16 protein-coding genes and 4 pseudogenes are annotated in these 22,216 nt (G+C 66.1%); 16 read left to right on the top strand and 4 right to left on the bottom strand.

Annotation, left to right across the window (positions count from 1 at the left end; translation table 11 throughout):
* Window positions 1-44 precede the first annotated feature (44 nt).
* Together T428_RS0108890 and T428_RS0108885 are read left to right on the top strand one after the other, a co-directional pair.
* A complete protein-coding gene (locus T428_RS0108890; protein ID WP_025736196.1) occupies window positions 45-1,235 on the top strand; it encodes a lipid-transfer protein in 1,191 nt (396 codons plus the stop codon).
* Between the two features lie 6 nt (window positions 1,236-1,241).
* On the top strand, window positions 1,242-2,474 hold the full coding sequence (locus T428_RS0108885) for an acyl-CoA dehydrogenase family protein (RefSeq protein ID WP_025736195.1): 1,233 nt from the start codon (window positions 1,242-1,244) through the stop codon (window positions 2,472-2,474).
* A 146-nt stretch (window positions 2,475-2,620) separates the two neighbouring features.
* Here T428_RS0108885 and mntR read toward each other — a convergent pair whose 3' ends face one another.
* Window positions 2,621-3,325 carry a manganese-binding transcriptional regulator MntR gene (gene mntR / locus T428_RS0108880; RefSeq protein ID WP_025736194.1) on the bottom strand — a complete coding sequence of 235 codons (705 nt, stop codon included), beginning with the start codon at window positions 3,323-3,325 and terminating at the stop codon, window positions 2,621-2,623.
* 142 nt (window positions 3,326-3,467) lie between these two features.
* On the opposite strand from mntR, the gene T428_RS0108875 reads away from it, so the two are divergent.
* The 5 genes from T428_RS0108875 to T428_RS0108855 all read left to right on the top strand — a co-directional run bounded on the left by T428_RS0108875 (window position 3,468) and on the right by T428_RS0108855 (window position 9,900).
* Entirely contained in the window at window positions 3,468-4,439 is a 972-nt protein-coding gene (locus T428_RS0108875; protein ID WP_025736193.1) for a bifunctional riboflavin kinase/FAD synthetase, read from the top strand.
* Between the two features lie 141 nt (window positions 4,440-4,580).
* Complete coding sequence (gene rpsO, locus T428_RS0108870; RefSeq protein WP_025736192.1) at window positions 4,581-4,850, top strand: 30S ribosomal protein S15; 270 nt, start codon at window positions 4,581-4,583, stop codon at window positions 4,848-4,850.
* A gap of 327 nt (window positions 4,851-5,177) precedes the next feature.
* On the top strand, window positions 5,178-7,451 hold the full coding sequence (locus T428_RS0108865) for a polyribonucleotide nucleotidyltransferase (protein WP_036467576.1): 2,274 nt from the start codon (window positions 5,178-5,180) through the stop codon (window positions 7,449-7,451).
* On the top strand, window positions 7,429-8,811 hold the full coding sequence (locus T428_RS0108860; protein ID WP_025736190.1) for a M16 family metallopeptidase: 1,383 nt from the start codon (window positions 7,429-7,431) through the stop codon (window positions 8,809-8,811). The genes T428_RS0108865 and T428_RS0108860 overlap by 23 nt, the downstream gene beginning before the upstream one ends.
* 60 nt (window positions 8,812-8,871) lie before the next feature.
* Window positions 8,872-9,900: a nitronate monooxygenase gene (locus T428_RS0108855; protein WP_025736189.1), complete on the top strand. Its 1,029-nt coding sequence runs from the start codon at window positions 8,872-8,874 to the stop codon at window positions 9,898-9,900.
* Here T428_RS0108855 and ald read toward each other — a convergent pair.
* Window positions 9,897-11,024 (bottom strand): alanine dehydrogenase, encoded by a 1,128-nt coding sequence (gene ald, locus T428_RS0108850; RefSeq protein ID WP_025736188.1) that lies wholly within the window; start codon window positions 11,022-11,024, stop codon window positions 9,897-9,899. The genes T428_RS0108855 and ald overlap by 4 nt on opposite strands.
* A gap of 66 nt (window positions 11,025-11,090) precedes the next feature.
* On the opposite strand from ald, the pseudogene aldR reads away from it, so the two are divergent.
* From aldR to T428_RS0108825, 5 genes and pseudogenes are all read left to right on the top strand, one after another.
* A pseudogene (gene aldR / locus T428_RS26730) lies at window positions 11,091-11,606 on the top strand (HTH-type transcriptional regulator AldR).
* Window positions 11,607-11,621: 15 nt separating this feature from the next.
* Window positions 11,622-13,113 (top strand): annotated as a pseudogene (locus T428_RS26725) (flavin-containing monooxygenase).
* A gap of 100 nt (window positions 13,114-13,213) precedes the next feature.
* Window positions 13,214-14,122 carry a metal-dependent hydrolase gene (locus T428_RS0108835; protein ID WP_025736187.1) on the top strand — a complete coding sequence of 303 codons (909 nt, stop codon included), beginning with the start codon at window positions 13,214-13,216 and terminating at the stop codon, window positions 14,120-14,122.
* 3 nt (window positions 14,123-14,125) lie between these two features.
* Complete coding sequence (locus T428_RS0108830) at window positions 14,126-15,892, top strand: SDR family oxidoreductase (RefSeq protein WP_025736186.1); 1,767 nt, start codon at window positions 14,126-14,128, stop codon at window positions 15,890-15,892.
* Between the two features lie 20 nt (window positions 15,893-15,912).
* Complete coding sequence (locus tag T428_RS0108825; RefSeq protein WP_425412014.1) at window positions 15,913-16,986, top strand: PDR/VanB family oxidoreductase; 1,074 nt, start codon at window positions 15,913-15,915, stop codon at window positions 16,984-16,986.
* A 4-nt stretch (window positions 16,987-16,990) separates the two neighbouring features.
* Here the strand turns inward: T428_RS0108825 and T428_RS0108820 are convergent, their stop codons facing one another.
* Entirely contained in the window at window positions 16,991-17,449 is a 459-nt protein-coding gene (locus T428_RS0108820) for a GNAT family N-acetyltransferase (RefSeq protein WP_025736184.1), read from the bottom strand.
* A gap of 77 nt (window positions 17,450-17,526) precedes the next feature.
* Window positions 17,527-18,105, bottom strand: coding sequence for a TetR/AcrR family transcriptional regulator (locus tag T428_RS0108815; protein WP_025736183.1), 579 nt, complete (start codon window positions 18,103-18,105; stop codon window positions 17,527-17,529).
* 231 nt (window positions 18,106-18,336) lie between these two features.
* Here T428_RS0108815 and T428_RS26720 point away from each other — a divergent pair.
* The 4 genes and pseudogenes from T428_RS26720 to T428_RS0108795 all read left to right on the top strand — a co-directional run bounded on the left by T428_RS26720 (window position 18,337) and on the right by T428_RS0108795 (window position 22,171).
* Window positions 18,337-19,362: pseudogene (locus T428_RS26720) on the top strand (aromatic ring-hydroxylating dioxygenase subunit alpha).
* A 5-nt stretch (window positions 19,363-19,367) separates the two neighbouring features.
* Window positions 19,368-20,455, top strand: a pseudogene (locus T428_RS26715) (NAD(P)H-dependent amine dehydrogenase family protein).
* A 101-nt stretch (window positions 20,456-20,556) separates the two neighbouring features.
* Window positions 20,557-20,865: a helix-turn-helix transcriptional regulator gene (locus T428_RS0108800; protein ID WP_025736182.1), complete on the top strand. Its 309-nt coding sequence runs from the start codon at window positions 20,557-20,559 to the stop codon at window positions 20,863-20,865.
* A complete protein-coding gene (locus T428_RS0108795) occupies window positions 20,846-22,171 on the top strand; it encodes a type II toxin-antitoxin system HipA family toxin (protein WP_025736181.1) in 1,326 nt (441 codons plus the stop codon). Before T428_RS0108800 ends, T428_RS0108795 begins: the two co-directional genes overlap by 20 nt.
* Window positions 22,172-22,216 lie beyond the last annotated feature (45 nt).

The raw sequence follows: 22,216 nt of genomic DNA, 5'->3' as shown, positions 1-22,216 counted from the left end.
GGTGTCAACAACTCGGGCCGTCGGGCCGGTCGAAAGGGGCAACGATGTCCAACAAGGTCTATGTCATCGGCGTGGGCATGACGAAGTTCGAGAAGCCGGGCCGCCGCGAGGGTTGGGATTACCCGGACATGGCACGGGAGTCGGGCACCAACGCGTTGACCGACGCGGGCATCGACTACAGCGAGATCGAGCAGGGCTACGTCGGCTACGTCTACGGCGAATCCACCGCGGGCCAGCGCGCACTCTACGAACTGGGCCTGACCGGCATTCCGATCGTCAACGTCAACAACAACTGTTCGACGGGCTCGACCGCACTGTTTTTGGCCGCGCAGGCGATTCGCGGCGGGCTGGCCGACTGCACGATCGCGCTGGGGTTCGAGAAGATGAAGCCCGGGTCGCTGGCGACGACCTACGAAGACCGCACCAACCCGATGGACAAGCACGTCAAGGCGATGGCCGAGATCAGCGAGTTCGTTTTCCCGGCGGCGCCGTGGATGTTCGGCGCGGCAGGCCGCGAGCACATGAAGCAGTACGGCTCGACCGCGGAGCACTTTGCCAAGATCGGCTACAAGAACCACAAGCATTCGGTGAACAACCCGTTCGCCCAGTTCCAGGACGAGTACACCCTCGACGACATCCTGGCGGCGAAGATGATCTACGACCCGCTGACCAAGTTGCAGTGCTCGCCGACGTCCGACGGGTCGGGCGCGGCGATCCTGGCCTCGGAGGGATTCGTCGACCGCCACGGGCTGGCCACCCAGGCGGTGGAAATCGTCGGGCAGGCCATGACCACCGACTTCAAGTCCACCTTCGACGGCAGCGCCAAGGGCCTCATCGGCTACGACATGAATGTTCAAGCGGCGCAACGGGTTTACGATCAGTCCGGGTTGGGCCCGGAGGACTTCCAGGTGATCGAGTTGCACGACTGCTTCTCGGCCAACGAACTGCTGCTCTACGAAGCCCTCGGGCTGTGCGGTGCGGGTGAGGCGCCCAAGCTGATCGACGACGGCGACACCACCTACGGCGGGCGCTGGGTGATCAACCCGTCCGGCGGGCTGATCTCCAAGGGCCACCCGCTGGGCGCGACCGGGCTGGCGCAGTGCGCCGAGCTGAACTGGCAGCTGCGCGGCCAGGCCGACAAGCGTCAGGTCGACAACGTCAGCGCTGCACTGCAACACAACATCGGGCTGGGTGGGGCCGCCGTCGTGACCGCCTACCAGCGGGCCGAGCGTTAGGACGCCATGATCGAATGGTCGGAAACCGACCTGATGATGCGGGATGCCGTTCGTCAGTTCGTGGATAAGGAAATCCGCCCGCATCTGGACGAGCTGGAAACCGGTGGGTTGTCGCCGTATCCGATCGCGCGCAAATTCTTCAGCCAGTTCGGCCTCGACACGATGGCCGCCGAGTCGGTCAAGAAGATGCTGGACCGCGAGCGCGCCCGGCAAAACGGTGAAAAGCCGGACACCACAGACGATTCCGGCGGCATGGCCGGCCAGCAATCGATGGTCGCGGTACTGGTTTCCGAAATCGCCCGGGTCAGCATCGGATTGCTGAGCACCGCATCGGTGAGCCTGGGCCTGGGCGCGGCGACCATCATGAGCCGCGGCACGCTGGCCCAGAAGGAGCGCTGGCTGCCGGAGCTGATGACGCTGGAAAAGATTGCGGCGTGGGCGATTACCGAGCCGGACTCCGGATCGGACGCGTTCGGCGGGATGAAGACCTACGTCAAGCGTGACGGCGAAGACTACATCCTTAACGGGCAGAAGACCTTCATCACCAACGGCCCCTACGCTGACGTGCTGGTGGTCTACGCCAAGCTGGACGAGGGCGACGCCGGCGTAGATAAGCGCAACCGCCCGGTGCTGGTGTTCGTGCTGGACGCGGGGATGCCGGGCCTGACGCAGGGCAAAACGTTCAAGAAGATGGGCATGATGTCCTCGCCGACCGGCGAGTTGTTCTTCGACAACGTGCGGCTGACCCCGGACCGGCTGCTCGGCGAGAGCGAGCAGCAGAGTGACGGCCGCGAAAGCGCCCGCGACAACTTCGCCGCCGAGCGGATCGGGATCGCGATGATGGCGCTGGGCATCATCGAGGAATGCCACCGGCTGTGCGTGGACTACGCGAAGAATCGCACGCTGTGGGGCCGCAACATCGGGCAGTTCCAACTGATCCAGCTCAAGCTGGCGAAGATGGAAATCGCCCGGATGAACGTGCAGAACATCGTGTTCATGACGATCGAGCGTCAGCAGGCCGGTAAACCGTTGACGCTGGCCGAGGCCTCGGCGGTCAAGCTGTACTCCTCGGAGGCGGCCACCGAGGTGGCGATGGAGGCCGTGCAGCTGTTCGGCGGCAACGGCTATATGGCCGAGTACCGCGTCGAGCAGCTGGCCCGCGATGCCAAGTCGCTGATGATTTACGCCGGAAGCAACGAGGTTCAGGTCACCCACATCGCCAAGGGGCTGCTGGCCTAGGCAACACGGCAAGGGCGTCACGCGCCGAACGTGTTCTCATGGCGGAAAATCCGCCGGATTGTCGGCATCAGAGCACGTTCGGCGCGAAAAAGCCGCGAGTAAGACGCGCGGAAGCCGCGAGGACGGCGCGAGGAAGCGACGCCGCGCTATGGCACGACCCAGATTGCCCGGGCGGCGGGACTGCCGAGATCGACGGTGGCCTCTGCGCCGCCGAGTGCTTGGATCGCGACCGAGATTATGCCGGCGAATTCGCGGCGCGCCACCACCCGCACCCGGGAGTCGAGGTTGATCTCGACGCTGTCGAAATACCGCAGCATCTCGGGGTCCTTGTCGGAGATGCGGGCCACCGTCGCGGTTTCGCCCTCGGCGCACGCCCACAGCTGGCGGGCCGGCGGGGTGGGCACCTGCCCGTCGGACGCCGGGATGGGGTCACCGTGCGGATCGCGCTGCGGGAATCCCAGCTTGGCGTCGATGCGGTCCACCAACCGATCCGACACCGCGTGCTCGAGCACCTCGGCCTCGTCGTGCACCTCGTCCCACCCGTAGCCGAGCTCGTTGACCAGGAAGGTCTCCAGCAGCCGGTGCCGGCGCACCACCTCCAGCGCCGCGCGCCGGCCCGCGTCGGTCAGGGTCACCGCGCCGTACTTCGGGTGATGGACCAGTCCCTGCTCGGCGAGTTTGCGGATGGACTCCGAGGCGGTGCTGGCCGACACCCCGATCCGGTCGGCCAACATCTTGGTGCTGACCTTTTGCGGCGTGCCATCGGGGGACCACTCCTGGGCATTCCAGATGACCTTGAGATAGTCCTGGCCAACCGCGGTGAGACCGCCAGCCTCGTCGTCAGCCCTCACAAACAAAAAGTTTAGGCAATCTAGGTCTGATTCGGCGTGCTGGCCGTGCCGGGCGGTGTCGCGGTGCCGAAACACCGGCCCCGGTACTGCGGAATCGGGATCTTACGGCGCGTCGGGCCGGTACGCATCGTAGGCTTGCGGCGTGCAGCGGTGGCGCGGCCAAGACGAGATCCCCACTGATTGGGGCCGATGCGTCCTCACGATCGGGGTGTTCGACGGTGTGCACCGCGGTCATGCCGAATTGATCGCCCATGCGGTGAAAGCCGGGCGGGCACGCAACGTGCATACCGTGCTGATGACGTTCGACCCGCATCCGATGGAAGTGGTCTATCCAGGCAGTCATCCGGCGCAGCTGACGACGCTGACCCGCCGCGCCGAGCTCGTCGAGGAGCTGGGCGTCGACGTCTTCCTGGTGATGCCGTTCACCACGGACTTCATGAAGCTCACGCCGGAGCGCTACGTCCACGAGTTACTGGTGGAGCATCTCCATGTCGTCGAGGTCGTGGTGGGGGAGAACTTCACCTTCGGCAAGAAGGCGCTCGGCACGGTCGGGACCCTGCGCAAGGCCGGTGACCGGTTCGGATTCGCCGTCGAGTCGATGTCGCTGCTGTCCGAGCACCACAGCAACGAGACCGTGACGTTCTCGTCCACCTACATCCGCTCCTGCGTCGACGCCGGCGACATGGTGGCGGCCACCGAGGCGCTGGGCCGTCCGCACCGCGTCGAGGGCGTCGTCGTCCGCGGTTACGGGCGAGGCGCCGAGTTGGGCTTTCCCACCGCGAACGTCGCACCGCCGATGTACTCGGCCATCCCGGCCGACGGCGTCTATGCCGCCTGGTGCACCGTGCTCGGGCACGGACCGGTGACCGGCACCGTCGTCCCGGGGGAGCGCTACCAGGCCGCCGTCTCCGTCGGCACCAACCCCACCTTCTCCGGGCGCACCCGCACCGTGGAAGCGTTCGTCCTCGATACCAACGCTGACCTGTACGGACAGCATGTCGCGCTGGACTTCGTCGCGCGCATCCGCGGACAGCATAAGTTCGATTCGGTGAAGGAACTGGTGGCCGAGATCGGCGTCGACACCGACCGGACCCGCAGCCTGCTCTCGGACTGACCAGCGCTGACCGGCATCCGACGATTCGGGTCGGGCACCTGTTGGCTGCTAAACTGCCGGACGACATCGGCGCGTGCTGCGGTTCGCGGTGGCCGCGCCCGGACATACAACCTTCGCGGACCGATTGATGGAGTTAATTTCGTGGCGCTTACCGCCGAGCAGAAAAAAGAAATTCTGGGCCAATACGGCCTGCACGACACCGACACCGGGTCGCCGGAGGCGCAGATCGCGCTGCTGACCAAGCGGATCGCCGACCTCACCGAACACCTCAAGGTGCACAAGCACGACCACCACTCGCGGCGCGGGTTGCTGCTGCTGGTGGGTCGTCGGCGCCGGCTGATCAAGTACATCTCGCACATCGACGTCGAGCGCTACCGTTCGCTGATCGATCGGCTGGGCCTGCGTCGCTGACGCACGGCCGATCCCACGTCATTCTGGCGAGCCAAGTTCGCCCATGTAGAGTGGATGCGTTCTGGGCCGGTCAGGCCCGAACAAACGGTGCGGTCCGCGCAGATCCGCGTGTTCCGTTCCAGCGTGTCATGACGGGAGCAGCCCAGTCTGTATCGGGCGGTCTTCGGTAGTGGCAGCCGGGCGCTCCGGATCTGGGGCTTCTCGGCCGCTTCGATCGATGGCCGTAGCCGTATTCAGACTCTTTGTTCAGGGCAGCCCCGGACCCTTGCGGGTCGCGTGTGACGACGCGAAATAGCTGAATAACTCAGAGAGGCTGTACGGACACCCATGTCTGTAGCTCAAATTGATGAAGGCGTGTTCGAGTCGACCGCCACAATCGACAACGGGACCTTCGGTACCCGCACCGTTCGCTTCGAGACCGGCCGGCTGGCCCTGCAGGCCGCCGGTGCCGTCGTCGCCTACCTCGACGACGAGAACATGCTGCTGTCGGCGACGACCGCCAGCAAGTCGCCCAAGGAACACTTCGACTTCTTCCCGCTGACGGTCGACGTCGAGGAGCGGATGTACGCCGCCGGCCGCATCCCCGGCTCGTTCTTCCGTCGCGAGGGCCGGCCGTCGACCGACGCGATCCTGACCTGCCGGCTGATCGACCGCCCGCTGCGGCCGTCGTTCATCTCCGGCCTGCGCAACGAGATTCAGGTCGTGGTGACGATCCTGAGCCTGGACCCCAACGACCTGTACGACGTGCTGGCGATCAACGCCGCGTCGGCCTCCACCCAGATCAGCGGGCTGCCGTTCTCCGGCCCCATCGGGGGCGTGCGGGTCGCGCTGATCGACGGCCAGTGGGTCGCCTTCCCCACCGTCGAGCAGCTCGAGGGCGCCGTGTTCGACATGGTCGTGGCCGGTCGCATCGTCGGCACCGATGATCAAGGCAAGCCCGACGTCGCGATCATGATGGTCGAGGCCGAGGCCACCGAAAAGGTCATCGAACTCGTCGAGGGCGGCGCCCAGGCTCCGACGGAAACCGTTGTGGCCCAAGGGCTGGAATCCGCCAAGCCGTTCATCGCCGCGCTGTGCACCGCGCAGCAGGAGCTGGCCGACGCGGCCGCCAAGCCCGTCGCCGAGTACCCGACCTTCCCGGACTACGCCGAAGACGTCTACTACTCGGTCGCCTCGGTGGCCACCGACGAACTGGCCAAGGCGCTGACCATCGGCGGCAAGGCCGAGCGCGACGCGCGCACCGACGAGCTCAAGGCCAAGGTCATCGAACGCCTCGCCGGGGACTCCGGGACCTACGAGGGTCGCGAGAAAGAGGTCAGCGCCGCGTTCCGCTCGCTGACCAAGAAGCTGGTCCGCCAGCGCATCCTGACCGACCACTTCCGCATCGACGGCCGCGGCATCACCGACATCCGCGCCTTGAGCGCCGAGGTCGCCGTCGTGCCGCGGGCGCACGGCAGCGCGCTGTTCGAGCGCGGCGAAACCCAGATCCTGGGCGTCACCACGCTGGACATGGTCAAGATGGCCCAGCAGATCGACTCGCTGGGGCCGGAGACCTCCAAGCGCTACATGCACCACTACAACTTCCCGCCGTTCTCCACCGGCGAGACCGGCCGCGTCGGTTCGCCCAAGCGGCGCGAGATCGGGCACGGCGCGCTGGCCGAGCGGGCCCTGATCCCGGTGCTGCCCAGCGTCGAGGAGTTCCCCTACGCGATCCGTCAGGTCTCGGAAGCGTTGGGCTCCAACGGTTCGACGTCGATGGGATCGGTCTGCGCGTCCACGCTGGCGCTGCTGAACGCCGGGGTGCCGCTCAAGGCGCCGGTGGCCGGCATCGCGATGGGCCTGGTCTCCGACGAGGTCGACGGCGAGACACGCTTTGTCACCCTGACCGACATCCTCGGCGCCGAGGACGCGTTCGGCGACATGGACTTCAAATGCGCCGGCACCAAGGACTTTGTCACCGCGCTGCAGCTGGACACCAAGCTCGACGGCATTCCGTCGCAGGTGCTTGCGAGTGCGCTGGCCCAGGCCAAGGACGCCCGACTCACCATCCTCGAGGTGATGGCCGAGGCCATCGACACCCCCGACGAGATGAGCCCGTACGCGCCGCGGGTGACCACAATCAAGGTGCCGGTCGACAAGATCGGCGAGGTCATCGGGCCCAAGGGCAAGGTCATCAACGCGATCACCGAAGAGACCGGCGCGCAGATCTCCATCGAAGACGACGGCACCGTGTTCGTCGGCGCTACCGACGGTCCCTCGGCGCAGGCCGCGATCGACCGGATCAACGCGATCGCCAACCCGCAGCTGCCAACGGTGGGCGAGCGATTCCTCGGAACCGTGGTCAAGACAACGGATTTCGGAGCTTTCGTGTCGCTGCTGCCCGGTCGCGACGGTCTGGTGCACATCTCCAAGCTCGGTAAGGGCAAGCGCATCGCCAAGGTCGAGGACGTGGTGAACGTCGGCGACAAGCTGCGGGTGGAGATCGCCGACGTCGACAAACGGGGCAAGATCTCGCTGGTCCTGGTCGAAGAAGACGGCGCGGCACCCGCTGCAGATTCCCCGGAGACCGCGCCGGCCGATGCCGCGACAGCCAGCAGCTGACCGACCCCGGGCGCGCTCGCCTCGAGTGGGTGCCCTGCGGCGCGGCAAGCATGCCGCCGAAGCCGAACCCGCGCTGCAGACCACCGTGCGCCGCACCACGTTGCCGGGTGGGCTGCGGGTGGTCACCGAGTATCTGCCCGCGGTGCGGTCGGCGTCGGTCGGGGTGTGGGTCGGTGTCGGGTCGCGCGATGAGGGCGCGACCGTCGCCGGTGCGGCGCACTTCCTCGAGCATCTGCTGTTCAAATCCACGCCGACCCGCACCGCGGTGGACATCGCCCAGGCGATGGATGCCGTCGGCGGCGAGCTGAACGCGTTCACCGCCAAGGAGCACACCTGCTACTACGCGCACGTGCTCGACAGTGATCTCGAGCTGGCCGTCGACCTGGTCGCCGATGTGGTGCTGAACGGGCGCTGCGCGGTCGAGGACGTCGAGGTGGAACGCGATGTCGTCCTCGAGGAAATCGCGATGCGCGACGACGACCCGGAGGACGCGCTGGGCGACATGTTCCTCGCGGCGCTGTTCGGTGATCACCCGGTCGGGCGCCCGGTGATCGGTACCGCGCAATCGGTGTCGGCGATGACCCGGTCGCAACTGCACTCCTTCCACATGCGGCGCTACACCCCGGAGCGGATGGTGGTCGCGGTGGCCGGCAACGTCGACCACGACGAGGTGGTCACCCTGGTGCGCCGGCACTTCGGATCGCGTCTGGTGCGTGGGCGCCAGCCTATTTCGCCGCGCAAGGGCACCGGACGGGTGAACGGCCGACCGGGACTGTCGGTGGCCAAGCGCGATGCCGAGCAGACCCACGTGTTGCTGGGCGTGCGCACCCCCGGGCGCGCCTGGGAACATCGCTGGGCGTTGTCGGTGCTGCACACCGCGCTGGGGGGCGGGCTGAGCTCGCGGCTGTTCCAGGAGGTGCGCGAACTGCGTGGGCTGGCCTACTCGGTCTACTCCTCGGTCGACATGTTCTCCGACAGTGGTGCGCTGTCGGTGTACGCCGCGTGCCTGCCCGAGCGGTTCGCCGACGTGATGCGGGTGACCAGCGAGGTGCTCGAATCGGTGGCCCGCGACGGCATCACCGAGGCCGAGTGCCGCATCGCCAAAGGTTCTCTGCGTGGCGGGATCGTTCTCGGCCTGGAAGACTCCAGTTCTCGTATGAGCCGCATCGGTCGTAGCGAACTGAACTATGGCAAGCACCGCAGCATCGAGCACACCCTGCGGAAGATCGACGACGTCACCGTCGAGGACGTCAATGCGGTGGCAAGCCAGCTGCTGAGCAAGCGCTTCGGCGCTGCCGTCGTGGGCCCGTATGCTTCGAAACGATCACTGCCGCAACAACTTCGGGCGATGGTAAATTAGCTCAAATGTCCGCCTCCTTACTCGCGCCGTGCCGGTGCTCATCGTCGGCGGAGTAGCCGGATGGTACTGGGTTTTTGGGATATCGCGGTGCCCATCGTGGGCGCACCGATGTCGGGCGGACCCGGTAGCCCGGCGTTGGCGGCGGCGGTGTCCAACGCCGGCGGACTCGGTTTCGTCCCCGCCGGGTACGTGAGCGCCGACCGGTTCGCCGAAGACCTTGCCGCGGCGCGCGCCGCCACCACCGGCCCGCTCGGGGTGAACCTGCTTGTGCCGCAACCCAGTGTCGCCGACTGGGTGGCACTGGACTACTACGCCGAGGCGCTGGAATCGATCGCCGAGCACTACCAGGTCTACGTGGGCCGGCCCGAATTCGGCCACGACGACGACTGGGCCCGCAAGCTCGAAGTCGTCGCCGACCTGCGTCCGGAACTGGTGTCGTTCACCTACGGAGTGCCGTCGCCGGATGTGGTCAGGCGGTTCAGCGCGCTGGGCCTGTTGGTGATGGTCACGGTGACATCGCTTTACGAGGCCGGGGTGGCCGTCGCCGCCGGTGCGGACAGCCTGGTGGTCCAGGGGCCGAACGCCGGCGGGAACCGTGCCACCTTTGCTCCCGACATGGATCCCGGCAGCGAGTCGCTGCACCAGCTGATCGACCGCATCCACCGGGCCCATCGCGACGTCCCCATCATCGCCGCGGGTGGGCTGGGCACCGCCGAGGATGTCGCCGGTGTGCTGCGCCGGGGGGCGGTGGCCGCACAGGTGGGGACCGCGCTGCTGCTCAGCGACGAAGCGGGCACCAGCACGGCGCAACGTGTCGCGATGAAGAATCAGCTGTTCGCCAAAACCATCGTCACGCGGGCGTTCTCCGGCCGGTACGCCCGCAGTCTGGAGAACGAATTCATTCGCCTGTTCGACACCGTGGCGCCGCTGGGCTATCCCGAGGTCAACCAGATGACGCTGCCGATCCGGGAGGCCGCGACCGAGCGGGAAGATCCCCAGGGCATGAGCCTCTGGGCGGGAACGGCTTTCCGTCAGGCGCAGGCGGGCCCGGTGGCCGATATCGTCGCCAGTCTCAACCCCGACGACTAGCGCGGCGCCTGGGCCAGCACGCCGGCCGGTTCGGTGAACTGCAGGCCCAGGTCGGCGGCCACCCGCTCGGACAGCAGCGCGCCCCGGTGTGTCGAAAGGCCTTTTGTCAGAGCCGGATCCGACCGGCAGGCCTGCGCCCAGCCCAGGTCGGCGAGCCGCAGCACGTACGGCATGGTCGCATTGGTCAGCGCGTAGGTCGAGGTCTTGGGGACCGCGCTGGGCATGTTGGCCACGCAGTAGAACAGCGCATCGTGCACGGTGAACGTCGGGTCGTCGTGGGTGGTGGGCCGCGAATCCTCGAAGCACCCGCCCTGGTCGATCGAGATGTCCACCAACACCGCGCCCGGTTTCATCTGCACGACAAGCGAATTGGCGATCAGCTTGGGCGCCTTGGAGCCGGGCACCAGGACGGCGCCGATCACCAGATCGGCGTGCCGGACCGCCCCTTCGAGCTCGTAGGCCGACGAGTAGCGGGTCTGGATGTGGCCGGCGAATTCGGCGTCGAGCAGGCGCAGCTTGTCGATGTTGAGGTCCAGCACCCGGACGCTGGCGCCCATGCCGCTGGCCACCCGGGTCGCGTTGTAGCCGGCGGTGCCGGCGCCGACAACCACCACGTCGGCGGGCTTGACGCCCGGCACCCCGCCCATCAGCACACCGCGTCCGCCCTGCGTGCGCATCAGGTGATACGCCCCGATCTGGGCGGACAGCCGGCCGGCGACCTCGCTCATCGGGGCCAGCAACGGCAGTGCGCCGTCGGCGGTCTGCACGGTCTCGTACGCGATCGACGTGGTACCGGAAGTCAACAGCGCGTCCGTGCAGGCGCGCGATGCCGCCAGGTGCAGATAGGTGAACAGCACCTGCTCGGAGCGCAGCAGCGCGTACTCGGCGGGCATCGGTTCCTTGACCTTGAGCAGCAGGTCGGCGTCGGCCCACACCTGCTCGGCGGAACTGAGCAGCTGCGCACCCGCCGCCTTGAACTCCATGTCGGTGATCGCCGACCCCTCTCCGGCGCCGGCCTGGACCAGCACCTCGTGGCCGCGTTGCGTCAGTTCGGCGACGCCCGCCGGGGTGATCGCCACCCGGAACTCGTTGTTTTTGGTCTCGGTGGGGATGCCGACTCGCATGGTTCAATTGTGAAGAAACTTCGATAAAGCGGCAAACATGCTGATGTAATTCTGTAAAATCGACATATGACCGATAAGTCAACAGATATTGTCGGTGGCCTGGCTGAGGCGCCGAAGAATATTCGGCCCGCCGATCTCGACGACGTGGACCGCAGAATTCTCAGCCTGCTGCACGCCGACGCGTGAATCACCAACAACGCGCTTGCCGAGGCGGTCGGAATCGCGGCGTCGACGTGTCATGGACGGGTGCGGCGGCTGGTCGACCTCGGCGTGATCCGGGGCTTCTACACCGACATCGACCCGGTCGCGGCGGGAATTCCGCTCCAGGCGATGATCTCGGTGACCCTGCAATCCAACGCGCGCGGCAAGATCCGCAGCTTCATCCACCAGATCCGGGGTAGGCGGCAGGTGATGGACGTCTATTTCCTCGCCGGCGCAGACGATTTCATCCTGCACGTCGCTGCCCGCGACACCGAAGACCTGCGTTCCTTCGTGGTGGACAACCTCAACGCCGACGCCGACGTCGCCGGAACGCAGACCTCGTTGATCTTCGAACATCTCCGCGGCGCAGCCCCGATCTAGGCTTATGATTTGCGGATGAACGACCGGTGCGTGTCGGCACCGACGACGCGACGCGATCCCACCGTGGCCGTCGTCGGAGCCGGCATGTCGGGCATGTGCATCGCAATCGCCTTGCAGCGCAACGGCATAACCGATTTCACCGTGTATGAAAAGGCCGACGAGGTAGGCGGCACCTGGCGGGAGAACACCTATCCCGGTCTGGTCTGCGACATCACCCTCGCGGATTTTCCAGTACAGCTTCGCGCGGAATCCGAACTGGTCGCGCTTGTTCTCGCCGGGCGGCGAAATCCAGGCCTACTTTCGCGGCATCGGCGACCAATACGGACTGCGCGAGCGGATCCGGTTCGGCACCGAAATCGTCCATGCCCGTTTCGACGGCGGCCGATGGGTGCTGCGCACGAAGGCCGGCGAGGAAAGTAAGGTCGAGTTCCTGATCTCGGCGACCGGTGTGCTCCATCACCCGCGCCTGCCGTCGATCGCCGGGCTGGAGCACTTCGGCGGCTCCGTCTTCCATTCGGCCCGCTGGGACCATGACGTGGTGTTGTGGGGACGCCGAATCGCGTTGATAGGCAACGGATCCACCGGAGTCCAGCTGGTCTGCGGGCTGGCCGGTGTGGCGGGCAAGGTGTTGACGTTTCAACGCACCCCGCAATGGGTGCTGCGGCTGGTCAATCCGCGCTGCAGCAGGTTCACCGGAATCACCCGCCGCAAGATGCCGTGGCTGGATGCGTGGGCGTACCGCATCTACAGCGCGGGATACGACTTCTTCTCGGTCGGACTGACCAAGCCGGGCCTGCGCCGGAAGATCATGGCGGCGCTGTGCCGCGCCAGCCTCTGGGAGATTCGCGATCCGCAGCTGCGCCGGGCCCTGACCCCTGACTACACGCCGGCCTGCAAGCGGCTGGTGATGTCGAATGGCTTCTACCGGGCCATGCAGCGCGACGACGTCGAGCTGGTGACCGCCGACATAGACCACGTGGAACGGCGCGGCATCGTCACCGCCGACGGCGTGCTGCACGAGGCCGACATCATCGTGCTGGCAACGGGATTCGATACGCATGCGTTCTTCCGGCCGATGGAGCTGATCGGCCGCGACGGGATCTGCGCCAACGAGGTCTGACGCGACGGTCCCCGCGCCTATCAAACCGTTGCGCTGTCCGGCTTCCCGAACTTCTTCATGATGCTCGGCCCGCACAGTCCGGTGCGCAATCTCGCGCTGACCACCGTGGCCGAATCGCAGGCCGACCACATCGTGAGCTGGATCGAGCGCTGGCGCCGCGGCGAATTCGACACGATCGAGCCCACGGCCGCGGCGACCGAGCGATTCAACGCGAAGCTGCGGGCCGCGATGCCTGACACCGTGTGGACCACCGGCTGCAGCAGCTGGTACCTCAACAAGGACGGCATGCCCGAAGTGTGGCCCCTCACGCCGGCCGAACACCGCTGGATGCTGGCGAAACCCGACCCCGGCCAGTACGACCTGCGCCGCAACGTGGCGGCCCACTGACAAAGCAGAAACCCGGTACCGGCGGTTTCGCATATTCGCGTCGCGAACTTATACTTGCCCTGCCCGATGTTCACCGAGACGACTTTGTCGGAGGGGTCACATGTTCGCCGTCGACGACCAGGCCGCGCGTGCGCATGACGCATCGCTGGACCACGAGCGGCTCGTGCTCGAGGCACGTGACGTGGCCTTCGACTGGGCGGCGCTACCGGTGCACTACGTGCCCGGCGAGCCGTTCACCACGCACATGCTCAACGTCCTGCACCTGCTGTTGCCCGCGGGTGAGGAGTTCTTCGTCGAGGTGTTCAAGCGCGCGCTCCCGTTGATCCGGGATGACCAGTTGCGGCTGGACGTGCAGGGCTTCATCGGCCAGGAGGCCGTGCATTCGCAGGCGCACTCGGGCGTGCTCGCCCGGTTCGAGGCGCGGGGCATCGACGTGACGCCCTACACCGGTCAGATCAGGTGGATGTTCGAGAAGCTGCTGGGGCCCAAGCCGGAGTGGAGCAAACGGCGCCAGGAGCGCTGGCTAGCCGAGCAGGTCTCGTTCATCTTCTCGATCGAGCACTACACCGCGATCCTGGGCGAGTGGATTTTGAACACCCCGGCGCACGACGCCATCGGCACCGATCCGGTGATGCTGGACATGCTGCGCTGGCATGGTGCCGAAGAGGTCGAGCACAAGGCGGTGGCCTTCGACACCATGACGCATCTGCGGGCCGGGTACTGGCGGCGGGTGCGCGCCCAGCTGGTGGTCTCGCCGGCGATGTTGCTGCTGTGGATTCGTGGTGTGCGGTACCTGTATTCGGTGGATCCGCTGTTGCCCCCGGGCACCAAGCCGCACTGGCGCGACTACGTCAAAGCGGCCCGCCGGGGCCTGTTGCCCGGCCCGCTACGCTTCCTGCGTGGTATCGCCGACTACTACCGGCCGGGCTTTCACCCCTCGCAGCTGGGCGGGCTCGGGCGAGCAGTCGACTATCTGGCCGTCTCTCCCGCAGCAAGGGCATCGCACTGAGCTATGACCATCGACTTCGGATTCACCGCATCCAACGGTGTGGCCCTGGCCGTCCATCGCTACACGGAAATCGACCCGCAGCGACCGACCATCCTGGCCATTCACGGCTGGCCCGATAACCACCACGTCTGGGATCCGGTCGCCGAGGAGTTCGCGCAGAACTACGCGGGCCGGTACAACTTCGTCGCCTACGATGTCCGCGGGGCGGGCGAATCATCGCGTCCGGCAAAACAATCCGGCTATGCGTTCGAACATCTGGTGTCCGATCTGGCCGCGGTGATCGACAGCCTCGGGGTCGAGCAGGTCCACCTGCTGGCCCACGACTGGGGCTCGATCCAGGCCTGGGCGGCCGTCACCGACGAATCGGTGATGGACAAGATCGTGTCGTTCACCTCGATCTCGGGTCCGCATCTGCAGTACGCGGGCAGGTTCTTGCGTTCGGCGCGCAATCCGCGGACGCTGGCCCAGGTCGCCGGGCAGCTGATGGCGTCGACGTATATCGGCTTCTTTCTGTGCCCGTGCGTGCCGGAGGCCGCGTTTCATTCCGGCATCGGCGTGAAAGTCGTTGAGGCCGTGGAACGCATCGGCCGATCGAGCACCCGCAGTCAGCGCCGCGCCACGCCGCGCTCGGTCGCCGATTATGTCAACGGGTTGAACCTCTACCGCGCCAACATGCCCTCGCCGATGCTGATGCCGGGACGCGAACTGCCCCAGACCAACGTCGCGGTGCAGGTGCTGGTGCCACGCATGGACCTGTTCGTGACGCCCGCCCTGCAGCGCTTCACCAGCGCGATACCCGCTGGGGGCAGGGTGGTTTCGATCGAGGGCGGTCACTGGGTGGTGACGTCGCGTCCCGACGTGGTGGCCCGGCTGACCAGTGAGTGGATCGACCGCAGCGTCGCCGGCACCCTCACCGCCGGTGAGCCGTCCGTGCGGGGCGGCCCGCACGAGATACCGGGCAAGCTGGCGTTGGTCACCGGTGCGGGTGCCGGCATCGGCCGGGCCACCGCGGTGGAACTGGCCCGCCACGGCGCCCGCAAGGTGATCATCGTCGATCGAAACCCGGCTGCGGCCAACGAAACCGCGGACGCGGTTCGCGCCGCGTGCGCCGAGGCCGCGGTGTACCAGACCGACGTCAGCGACGAAGACGCGATGAACGACCTTGCCGCACAAGTACTCAACGACCATGGCGTGGTCGACATCCTGGTGAACAATGCCGGGATCGGGATGGTGGGCCGATTCCTGGACACCAGCCCGGAGAACTGGGAGGACATCATCGGGGTCAACCTGCGCGGGGTGATCTCCGGCAGCCGGGCGTTCGGCGCGCAGATGGTCGACCGTGGCGAGGGCGGCGCGATCATCAACGTGGCCTCCGCGTCGGCATATCTACCGTCGAAGTCCATGGTCGCCTACAGCACCACGAAGGCGGCGGTGCTGGGATTCAGCGAATCGCTGCGCGCCGACTTCGCCGACGAGGGCATCACCGTCACCGCGGTGTGTCCCGGATTCGTCAACACCGATATCGCCAAGAACACCGTCTACGCCGGGATGTCGGACGCCGAGCAGGAGCGCGCCCGGGACAAGGCCGACGCGGCCTACCGGCGCCGCAACTACAGCCCGGAGGCCGTGGCCGAGGCGATTGTCAAGGCGATCAAGACCGGCCCCGCGGTGTTGCCGGTCGCCGCCGAATCCAGGATCGGCTACGCGATGCGCCGGATCAGCCCGTCGGCGATCCGGCTACTGGCGCGGTTGGATATTCGGCCGACGTAAGCAGGGCGGGGGGATTGCCTGTGCGGGAAAGCATCTGGACCAGCCGGCCGGCCGACCTCTACGGCCGGCGCGACCGGGACCGGCTCGGTGCCGTGCTGTGCGGGATCCGGGTGCTGTTCGACGGATTCAGCTCGGTGTCACGCTGGGAGTCCTCGCGGATCAAGCCGGTGCGGCGCACCCTGTCCGCCGTCGTCGCCAAACGCGAACTCGTCGCACCCGATGTGGTCGCGTTGACGCTGGCCGACCCGGACGGCGGGCTGCTGCCGTCGTGGACCCCCGGCGGCCATATCGATGTGTTGCTGCCCTCGGGGCGACGACGCCAGTACTCGTTGTGCGGCCCGCCCGGGCGGCGCACCGACTACCGCATCGCCGTGCGCCGGATGCCCGACGGCGGCGGTTCGATCGAGATGCACGACACGTATGGCGTGGGCGACACGCTGCTATTCGAAGGGCCGCGTAACGCGTTCTATCTCGGTTCGTCCGAGCGTGACGTGTTGTTCGTGATCGGCGGCATCGGCGTGACCCCGATCCTGCCGATGATCCAGGCGGCCCAGCAACGCGGAATCGATTGGCGGGCAATCTATGCCGGTCGCAGCCGGGAGTACATGCCGTTTCTGGACGAAGTGGTGGCGGCGGCGCCGGACCGGGTGACGGTCTGGGCCGACGATGAACGCGGCCGCGCCGCCGCGGTCGACGACCTGCTGGTCGGGGCCGGGCCCGCCACCGCCGTCTACGTGTGCGGCCCGACCGGCATGCTCGAGGCGGTTCGGTTGGCCCGCAACGAACACGCCGAGGCGCCGCTGCATTACGAACGGTTCAGCCCGCCACCGGTCGTCGACGGGGTCGCGTTCGAACTCGAGCTGGCGCGGGCGCGGCGGGTGGTGGGTGTTCCGGCCAACCGGTCCGCGCGGGACGTGATGCGCGACCTCGACCCGACCACCCCGTACTCCTGTCAGCAGGGGTTCTGCGGGACGTGCAAGGTGAAAGTGCTTGCCGGACAGGTCGATCACCGTGGGCGCACGGCCGTGGGTGAGGACGAGATGCTGGTCTGCGTGTCGCGGGCCAAGGCCGACCGGCTCGTCATCGACGCCTGAGCGGTCAGCCTTCGGGTGCTGATCGGCGCCGCCGATAACCCACGTGGGACACGCTCACACCGGGCAGCGGTTCCCAGACCAGGGTGCGGCCGTCGAGCTGAAAGTCGTTGTCTTCGTAGAATTTTCGTGCCGCGTCGTTCTTTTCCGCACACCACAGCACCACGTCGCCCGACGAGGTGCGCACCGCCTTGTCGAGCAGGCGCACGTCGACGCCGAGACCCTTGGCCTCGTCCGCGGTGTAGAGGGCGTCGATCTGCACATTTTCGGTGCTGGCGGCTTCGGGCCCGAAGACCGTCATTCCCAGCAGCTTGCCGCGGGCCTCGGCAACCCACATGCCCCACCCCGGCTGCATCAGCGCTTCCGGGTACTTCACGGTGGCCCACAATCTCGGTGTCGCGATCACGTCGAGCAGGTAATCGTCCAGAATTCCGGCGAAGGATTGCCGCCACACCGGATAGTGCATGGCCGCAACCTTCTCGAAATCTCTTGGCCCGGCCCGGCGGATCTTGACGTCCTCGATTTCACAGGGCCACCTTAAGGTCATTGCCGCCGGGAGTGCTCGAGATAGGCGACCAGCGCATTGGTCAGACCTCGCCGGGCCATGTCGAGGTCGGCGTACGAGCCAAGTTGACGCTCGGACACCAGGCCACGCATCGCGCCAGGAATCAGCGCGGCCACCTCGCGAACCCGCTCCGGGTCGACATCGAGCCCGGAAAAGGCGTTCTGACAGGTTTCCAGCCAACTCTTGCCCCAGGAGAACAACTCCGCGGCGGTGCGCGGATAGAGGCGCTCCAGCTCGGCGGGGTCACGGGGGAGGGCGGCGCGCAGATTCTCGATCGCGCGTGAATCCGGCGACGCCAGACCGCGGTACAGGGTTTCGATGATGGCGCTGACGCGCTCGCGCAGCGGTGCGTTCGGTCGCACCGGAGTCGACAACGAGGAGAACGTCGCCGCGCGTCGCTCGGCGGTGCGGTGCAGCACGGCCGCCCAGAAACCGTCGGTGTCGCCGAACTGATACTGCACCGCACCCCAGGTGGCGCCGATGTCCTTGGCGATGCGATTGGCCGACACCGAGCCCGGCTCGCCCGAGCCCAGCGACCGCAACGCGGCCTCGAGCATGTTCTCCCGGGTTGCGCTGCCGCGCCGGTTCGGCCGCCGGCCCGCGATGCCGGCCTCCGAAACGTGCCTGGTAGCCCGCTGCGCCATCGGCCGATCGTAATCGATGGCTTGTGCGCGTCGGCCGGCCCCACTAACTTCTTCATAGAGGGTACTGTGATTGTCCGAGCCGACGCCGCTATCATTCGTTGCGAGGAGGGCAGCTGTGATGGCTGAGTTCGATGGCTGAGTTCGATGGCTAAGCCGCCGTTGTCGATGAAACCGACCGGATGGCTCCAGGTCGCCTGGTCCGAGGAGATCGGCGTCGGGGACGTCCACAAGATGAAGTACTTCGACATCGAAATGGTCGCCTGGCGGGCCGATTCCGGCCGGCTCACCGTGATGAACGCCTATGGCGAACATTTGGGGGCACATCTGGGCTACGGCGGCAAGGTCGTCGGCGAGGTCTTGCAGTGCCCGTTCCATGGCTGGTAGTGGAGTCATGAGGGCCGCAACGTGTGCATCCCGTATCAAGACCGGCCCAACCGCGGGCGTCGGGTGCGCACCTACCCCGTGGTGGAGCGCAACGAGTCCGTCTACATCTGGCACGACGTGCAGCGTCGCGAGCCGTTCTTCGACGCCCCGGACGTGTTCGCCGCGTTCGGCGACGGTAGCAGTTCCGACGACTACTACCCGCAACAACGGCTGTACCGCGCCGGCTTGGAGCTGCACCCGCAGTACGTGCTGGAAAACGGGGTGGACTTCGCGCACTTCAAGTACGTGCACAACACGCCGATCGTGCCGGTGTTCACCCGGCACGACTTCGGCGAGCCGGTGTCGTTCGTGGACTTCACCATCACCTTCGAAGGCGACGACGGGCAGCGGATCGAGGACGTCAACAGCGGCGTCGAGGCGATCAATGGCGGGCTGGGCATCGCGGTGACCAAGAGCTGGGGCATGGTCGACAACCGCACCATCTCGGCGATCACCCCGGTCGACGAGTGCACCTCCGATGTCCGGTTCATGGTGTACATCGGCCGCGCGCCGCACAAGGATCCGGTTCGCGCCCAGACCAAGGCTGCCGAGTTCGGCCGAGAAGTCATCCGGCAGTTCGAGCAGGACATCGAAATCTGGCAGCACCAGCGGTATTCGGATCCGCCCGAGCTGGCCACCGACGAGTACGCGGGGTTCACGGCAATCCGCAAGTGGGCCAAGCAGTTCTATCCCGACGGCATCGGTGGCAGCGCCGCCGAAGTGTACGCAGCATCCCAGGAAGGCTGAAGGCAATGACCGCACCCGCTGCACCGATCCGCGTCTTCCAAGTCGGAAGTGGAAACGTGGGCTCGGAGATGATCAGGCGGATCGCGACCCAGCCCGATCTCGAACTCATTGGCGTGCATGCCTATTCGCCGGAGAAGGTCGGCAAGGACACCGGTGAATTCGCCGGTATCGGGTGCAACGGGGTGAAATTTACCGGCAGCATCGAGGAGATCATCGAAAGCGGAGCTGACGTCGTCACCTTTCATGGCGTGTTTCCCGACGAGGACCTCTATGTCAAAGTGCTGGAGGCGGGCATCGACATCGTCACACCGCCGACTGGATCACCGGATGGCATCGCGACACCAACCACCCGCACCCGTCCGGCAAGCCGGTGACCCAGCTGCTGGCCGAGTCATGCGCCAAGGGCGGCGCGACCTTCTACGGCACCGGAATGAACCCGGGGCTCAACCAGATCCTCGGCGTGGTGTGCTCGGCCGACATCGCCGATATCGAGAACGTCACCACGATCGAGTCCGTCGACGTGTCGTGCCACCACTCCAAGGACACCTGGATCGAGGTGGGTTATGGCCTGCCCGTGGCTGATCCGTCGATCCCGGCCAAGTTGGAGAAGTACACCCGGGTGTTCGCCGACAGCGTGTTGATGATGGCCGACTGCTTCGACCTGAAACTCGACGAGGTCAAGTTCAGCTACGAACTGGGTGCCTGCACCAAGGACATCGACCTGGGCTGGTACACGCTGCCGAAGGGCTCGCTGGGCGGCAACTACATCAAGTACCAGGGCATGGTGGACGGGGTGCCACGCGTCGAAACCCACCTGGAATGGCAGATGACCCCGCACACCGATCCGCACTGGGATATCAAGGGCTGCTACATCACCCAGATCAAGGGCGACCCGTGCGTATACAACAAGCACATGATCTTCCCGAAGCCCGGTGTGGACCTGTCCAACCCGGACAACTTCGCCTCCATCGGCATGACCGTCACCGGGATGCCCGCCCTCGCGTCGATCAGGTCGGTGGTGGCCGCGCCGCCCGGGCTGATCACCAGCGCCGACCTTCCGCTGCGGGCCTTCGCGGGGCGGTTCAAGAAGTAGCCTCGTCGCCATCCGCCAGCCGCTTGGGGTGGGCCCTGGACCACTAGCCCGGTCTCCAGCATACTTGATCAAAATTTCGATCCTTCGATGACTTGGATCCGATGATCGAAATAATGATCATTTGGCTATATCGGTCGTATGATCGAAATATGCCTCATCCCGTCCCGCTGATATACGACACCGTCGAACTCGGCGAACACATCCGGCGCGCGCGCCGAGACCGCGGCTTCAACCAGGATGAGCTGGCCAACCGTATCGGAGTCACTCGGATGACCATCTCCCGTCTGGAGCGGGGCGAATCTGTCAGCGTCGACATAGCGATGCGCGCGCTCTCGGAGTGCGGCGTGGCGCTCGCGCTGGTGCCGAAGTTCTCCCGAATGACGACAGTCGATGGCACGCAAAGCGCTTGACGTTTGGTTGTACGGCGTCCACGTCGCAAGGCTGAGCGAGCCACACCGGTTTCGCCTGCGTCTGGAGTTCACCGAGGAGGCGCTCGACACCTTCGGCGAGGGAAGCCGAGTCCTGTCCTTGGCGTTACCCATCTCGCGAAAACCCATCCAAGACCGTGACGACAAGTTGCAAGTGTCGGCGTTCATCGAAGGTCTTCTGCCGGAAGGCAACCTACGTCGTCACATCGCGACTGAGGCTCGCGTACCGATCAACGACCCGATGACGCTATTAGAACGGGTAGGCGGTGAATGTGCCGGTGCTGTCCAAATCCTTCGCCACGGAGCAAAGCCCGGTGCCGGTCAGATCCGCCGTTTGACGAAACAGGAGATCGACAGGCTGATCGAGGACCTGCCGACCTACCATCTGCCCGAGGGTGCCACACCACAGGCATCGCTCGCCGGCATTCAGGACAAAGTGCTATTAGTGGCTCTTTCCAACGGTGAATGGGGCTGGCCCGAAGCGGGTGCGGCGTCAACGCACATCATCAAACCCGAGCCACTCGGTGGCGCCGTAGAGCATCTCATTCAGACGGAAGATTGGGCGCTACGAGTGGCACACGGGGCAGGCATCAATGCTGCGGAGTCGCGATTAGCGCGGTTCGGTGAACGCGAGGCCATCGTCGTGGTCCGCTATGACCGAACCCCTGAGGGCAATCGGCTGCATCAGGAAGATTTCTGTCAGGCGCTAGGTCTGGATCCTGCCGCCAAATACGAGAGCACCAGTGAAGCAACGCGTTCCGGTTCGCGGCTACGACGCATAGCACGCGCGGCCGCACCCAGAGCGTTGGACCCTGACGGGTTTCGCCTGACGTTGCTGCAGGCCGTCACGTTTAACGTCGTGATTGGTAATGCTGACGCGCACTCGAAAAACTACTCAATGATGATTGGCCGCGACGGGACCGTGCACCTGGCCCCGATCTACGATGCCTCGCCGATCAGGCACCTGGATCCCGCGTTCAAGGGCACCGGCCATGTGATTAACGGCAAGACGAGTATCGACCGCATCGACGTCGATGATCTGGCAGCCGAAGCGGCTTCCTGGGGCATGGCGGAACGGCGCGCACGTGCGGCGGTACGGTCGTGCATGGAGCGGATATACAGCTCTGTCGAGCGCGTAGCGCTTCCACCCGGAGCCGAGTCGGTCAGGCCAAACCTTGATCGATTATGGACCCAACGTTCTTGGCCGACGGCGTCTTTGAAATTTGGTTCCGACTCCGCCCTGGACGCCGCCAGCCCGAAAGAGCCGCCGTTCGGTACACCGACCTGACTTCCTCAGGCCGACGCCAACGACAGCCTGGTCACATCGCCCAGA

The sequence above is a fragment of the Mycobacterium genavense ATCC 51234 genome (assembly GCF_000526915.1).
Taxonomy (GTDB): domain Bacteria; phylum Actinomycetota; class Actinomycetes; order Mycobacteriales; family Mycobacteriaceae; genus Mycobacterium; species Mycobacterium genavense.
The sequence above is the reverse complement of the archived record's forward strand: the minus strand, read 5'-3'. Positions and strand labels throughout refer to the sequence as shown.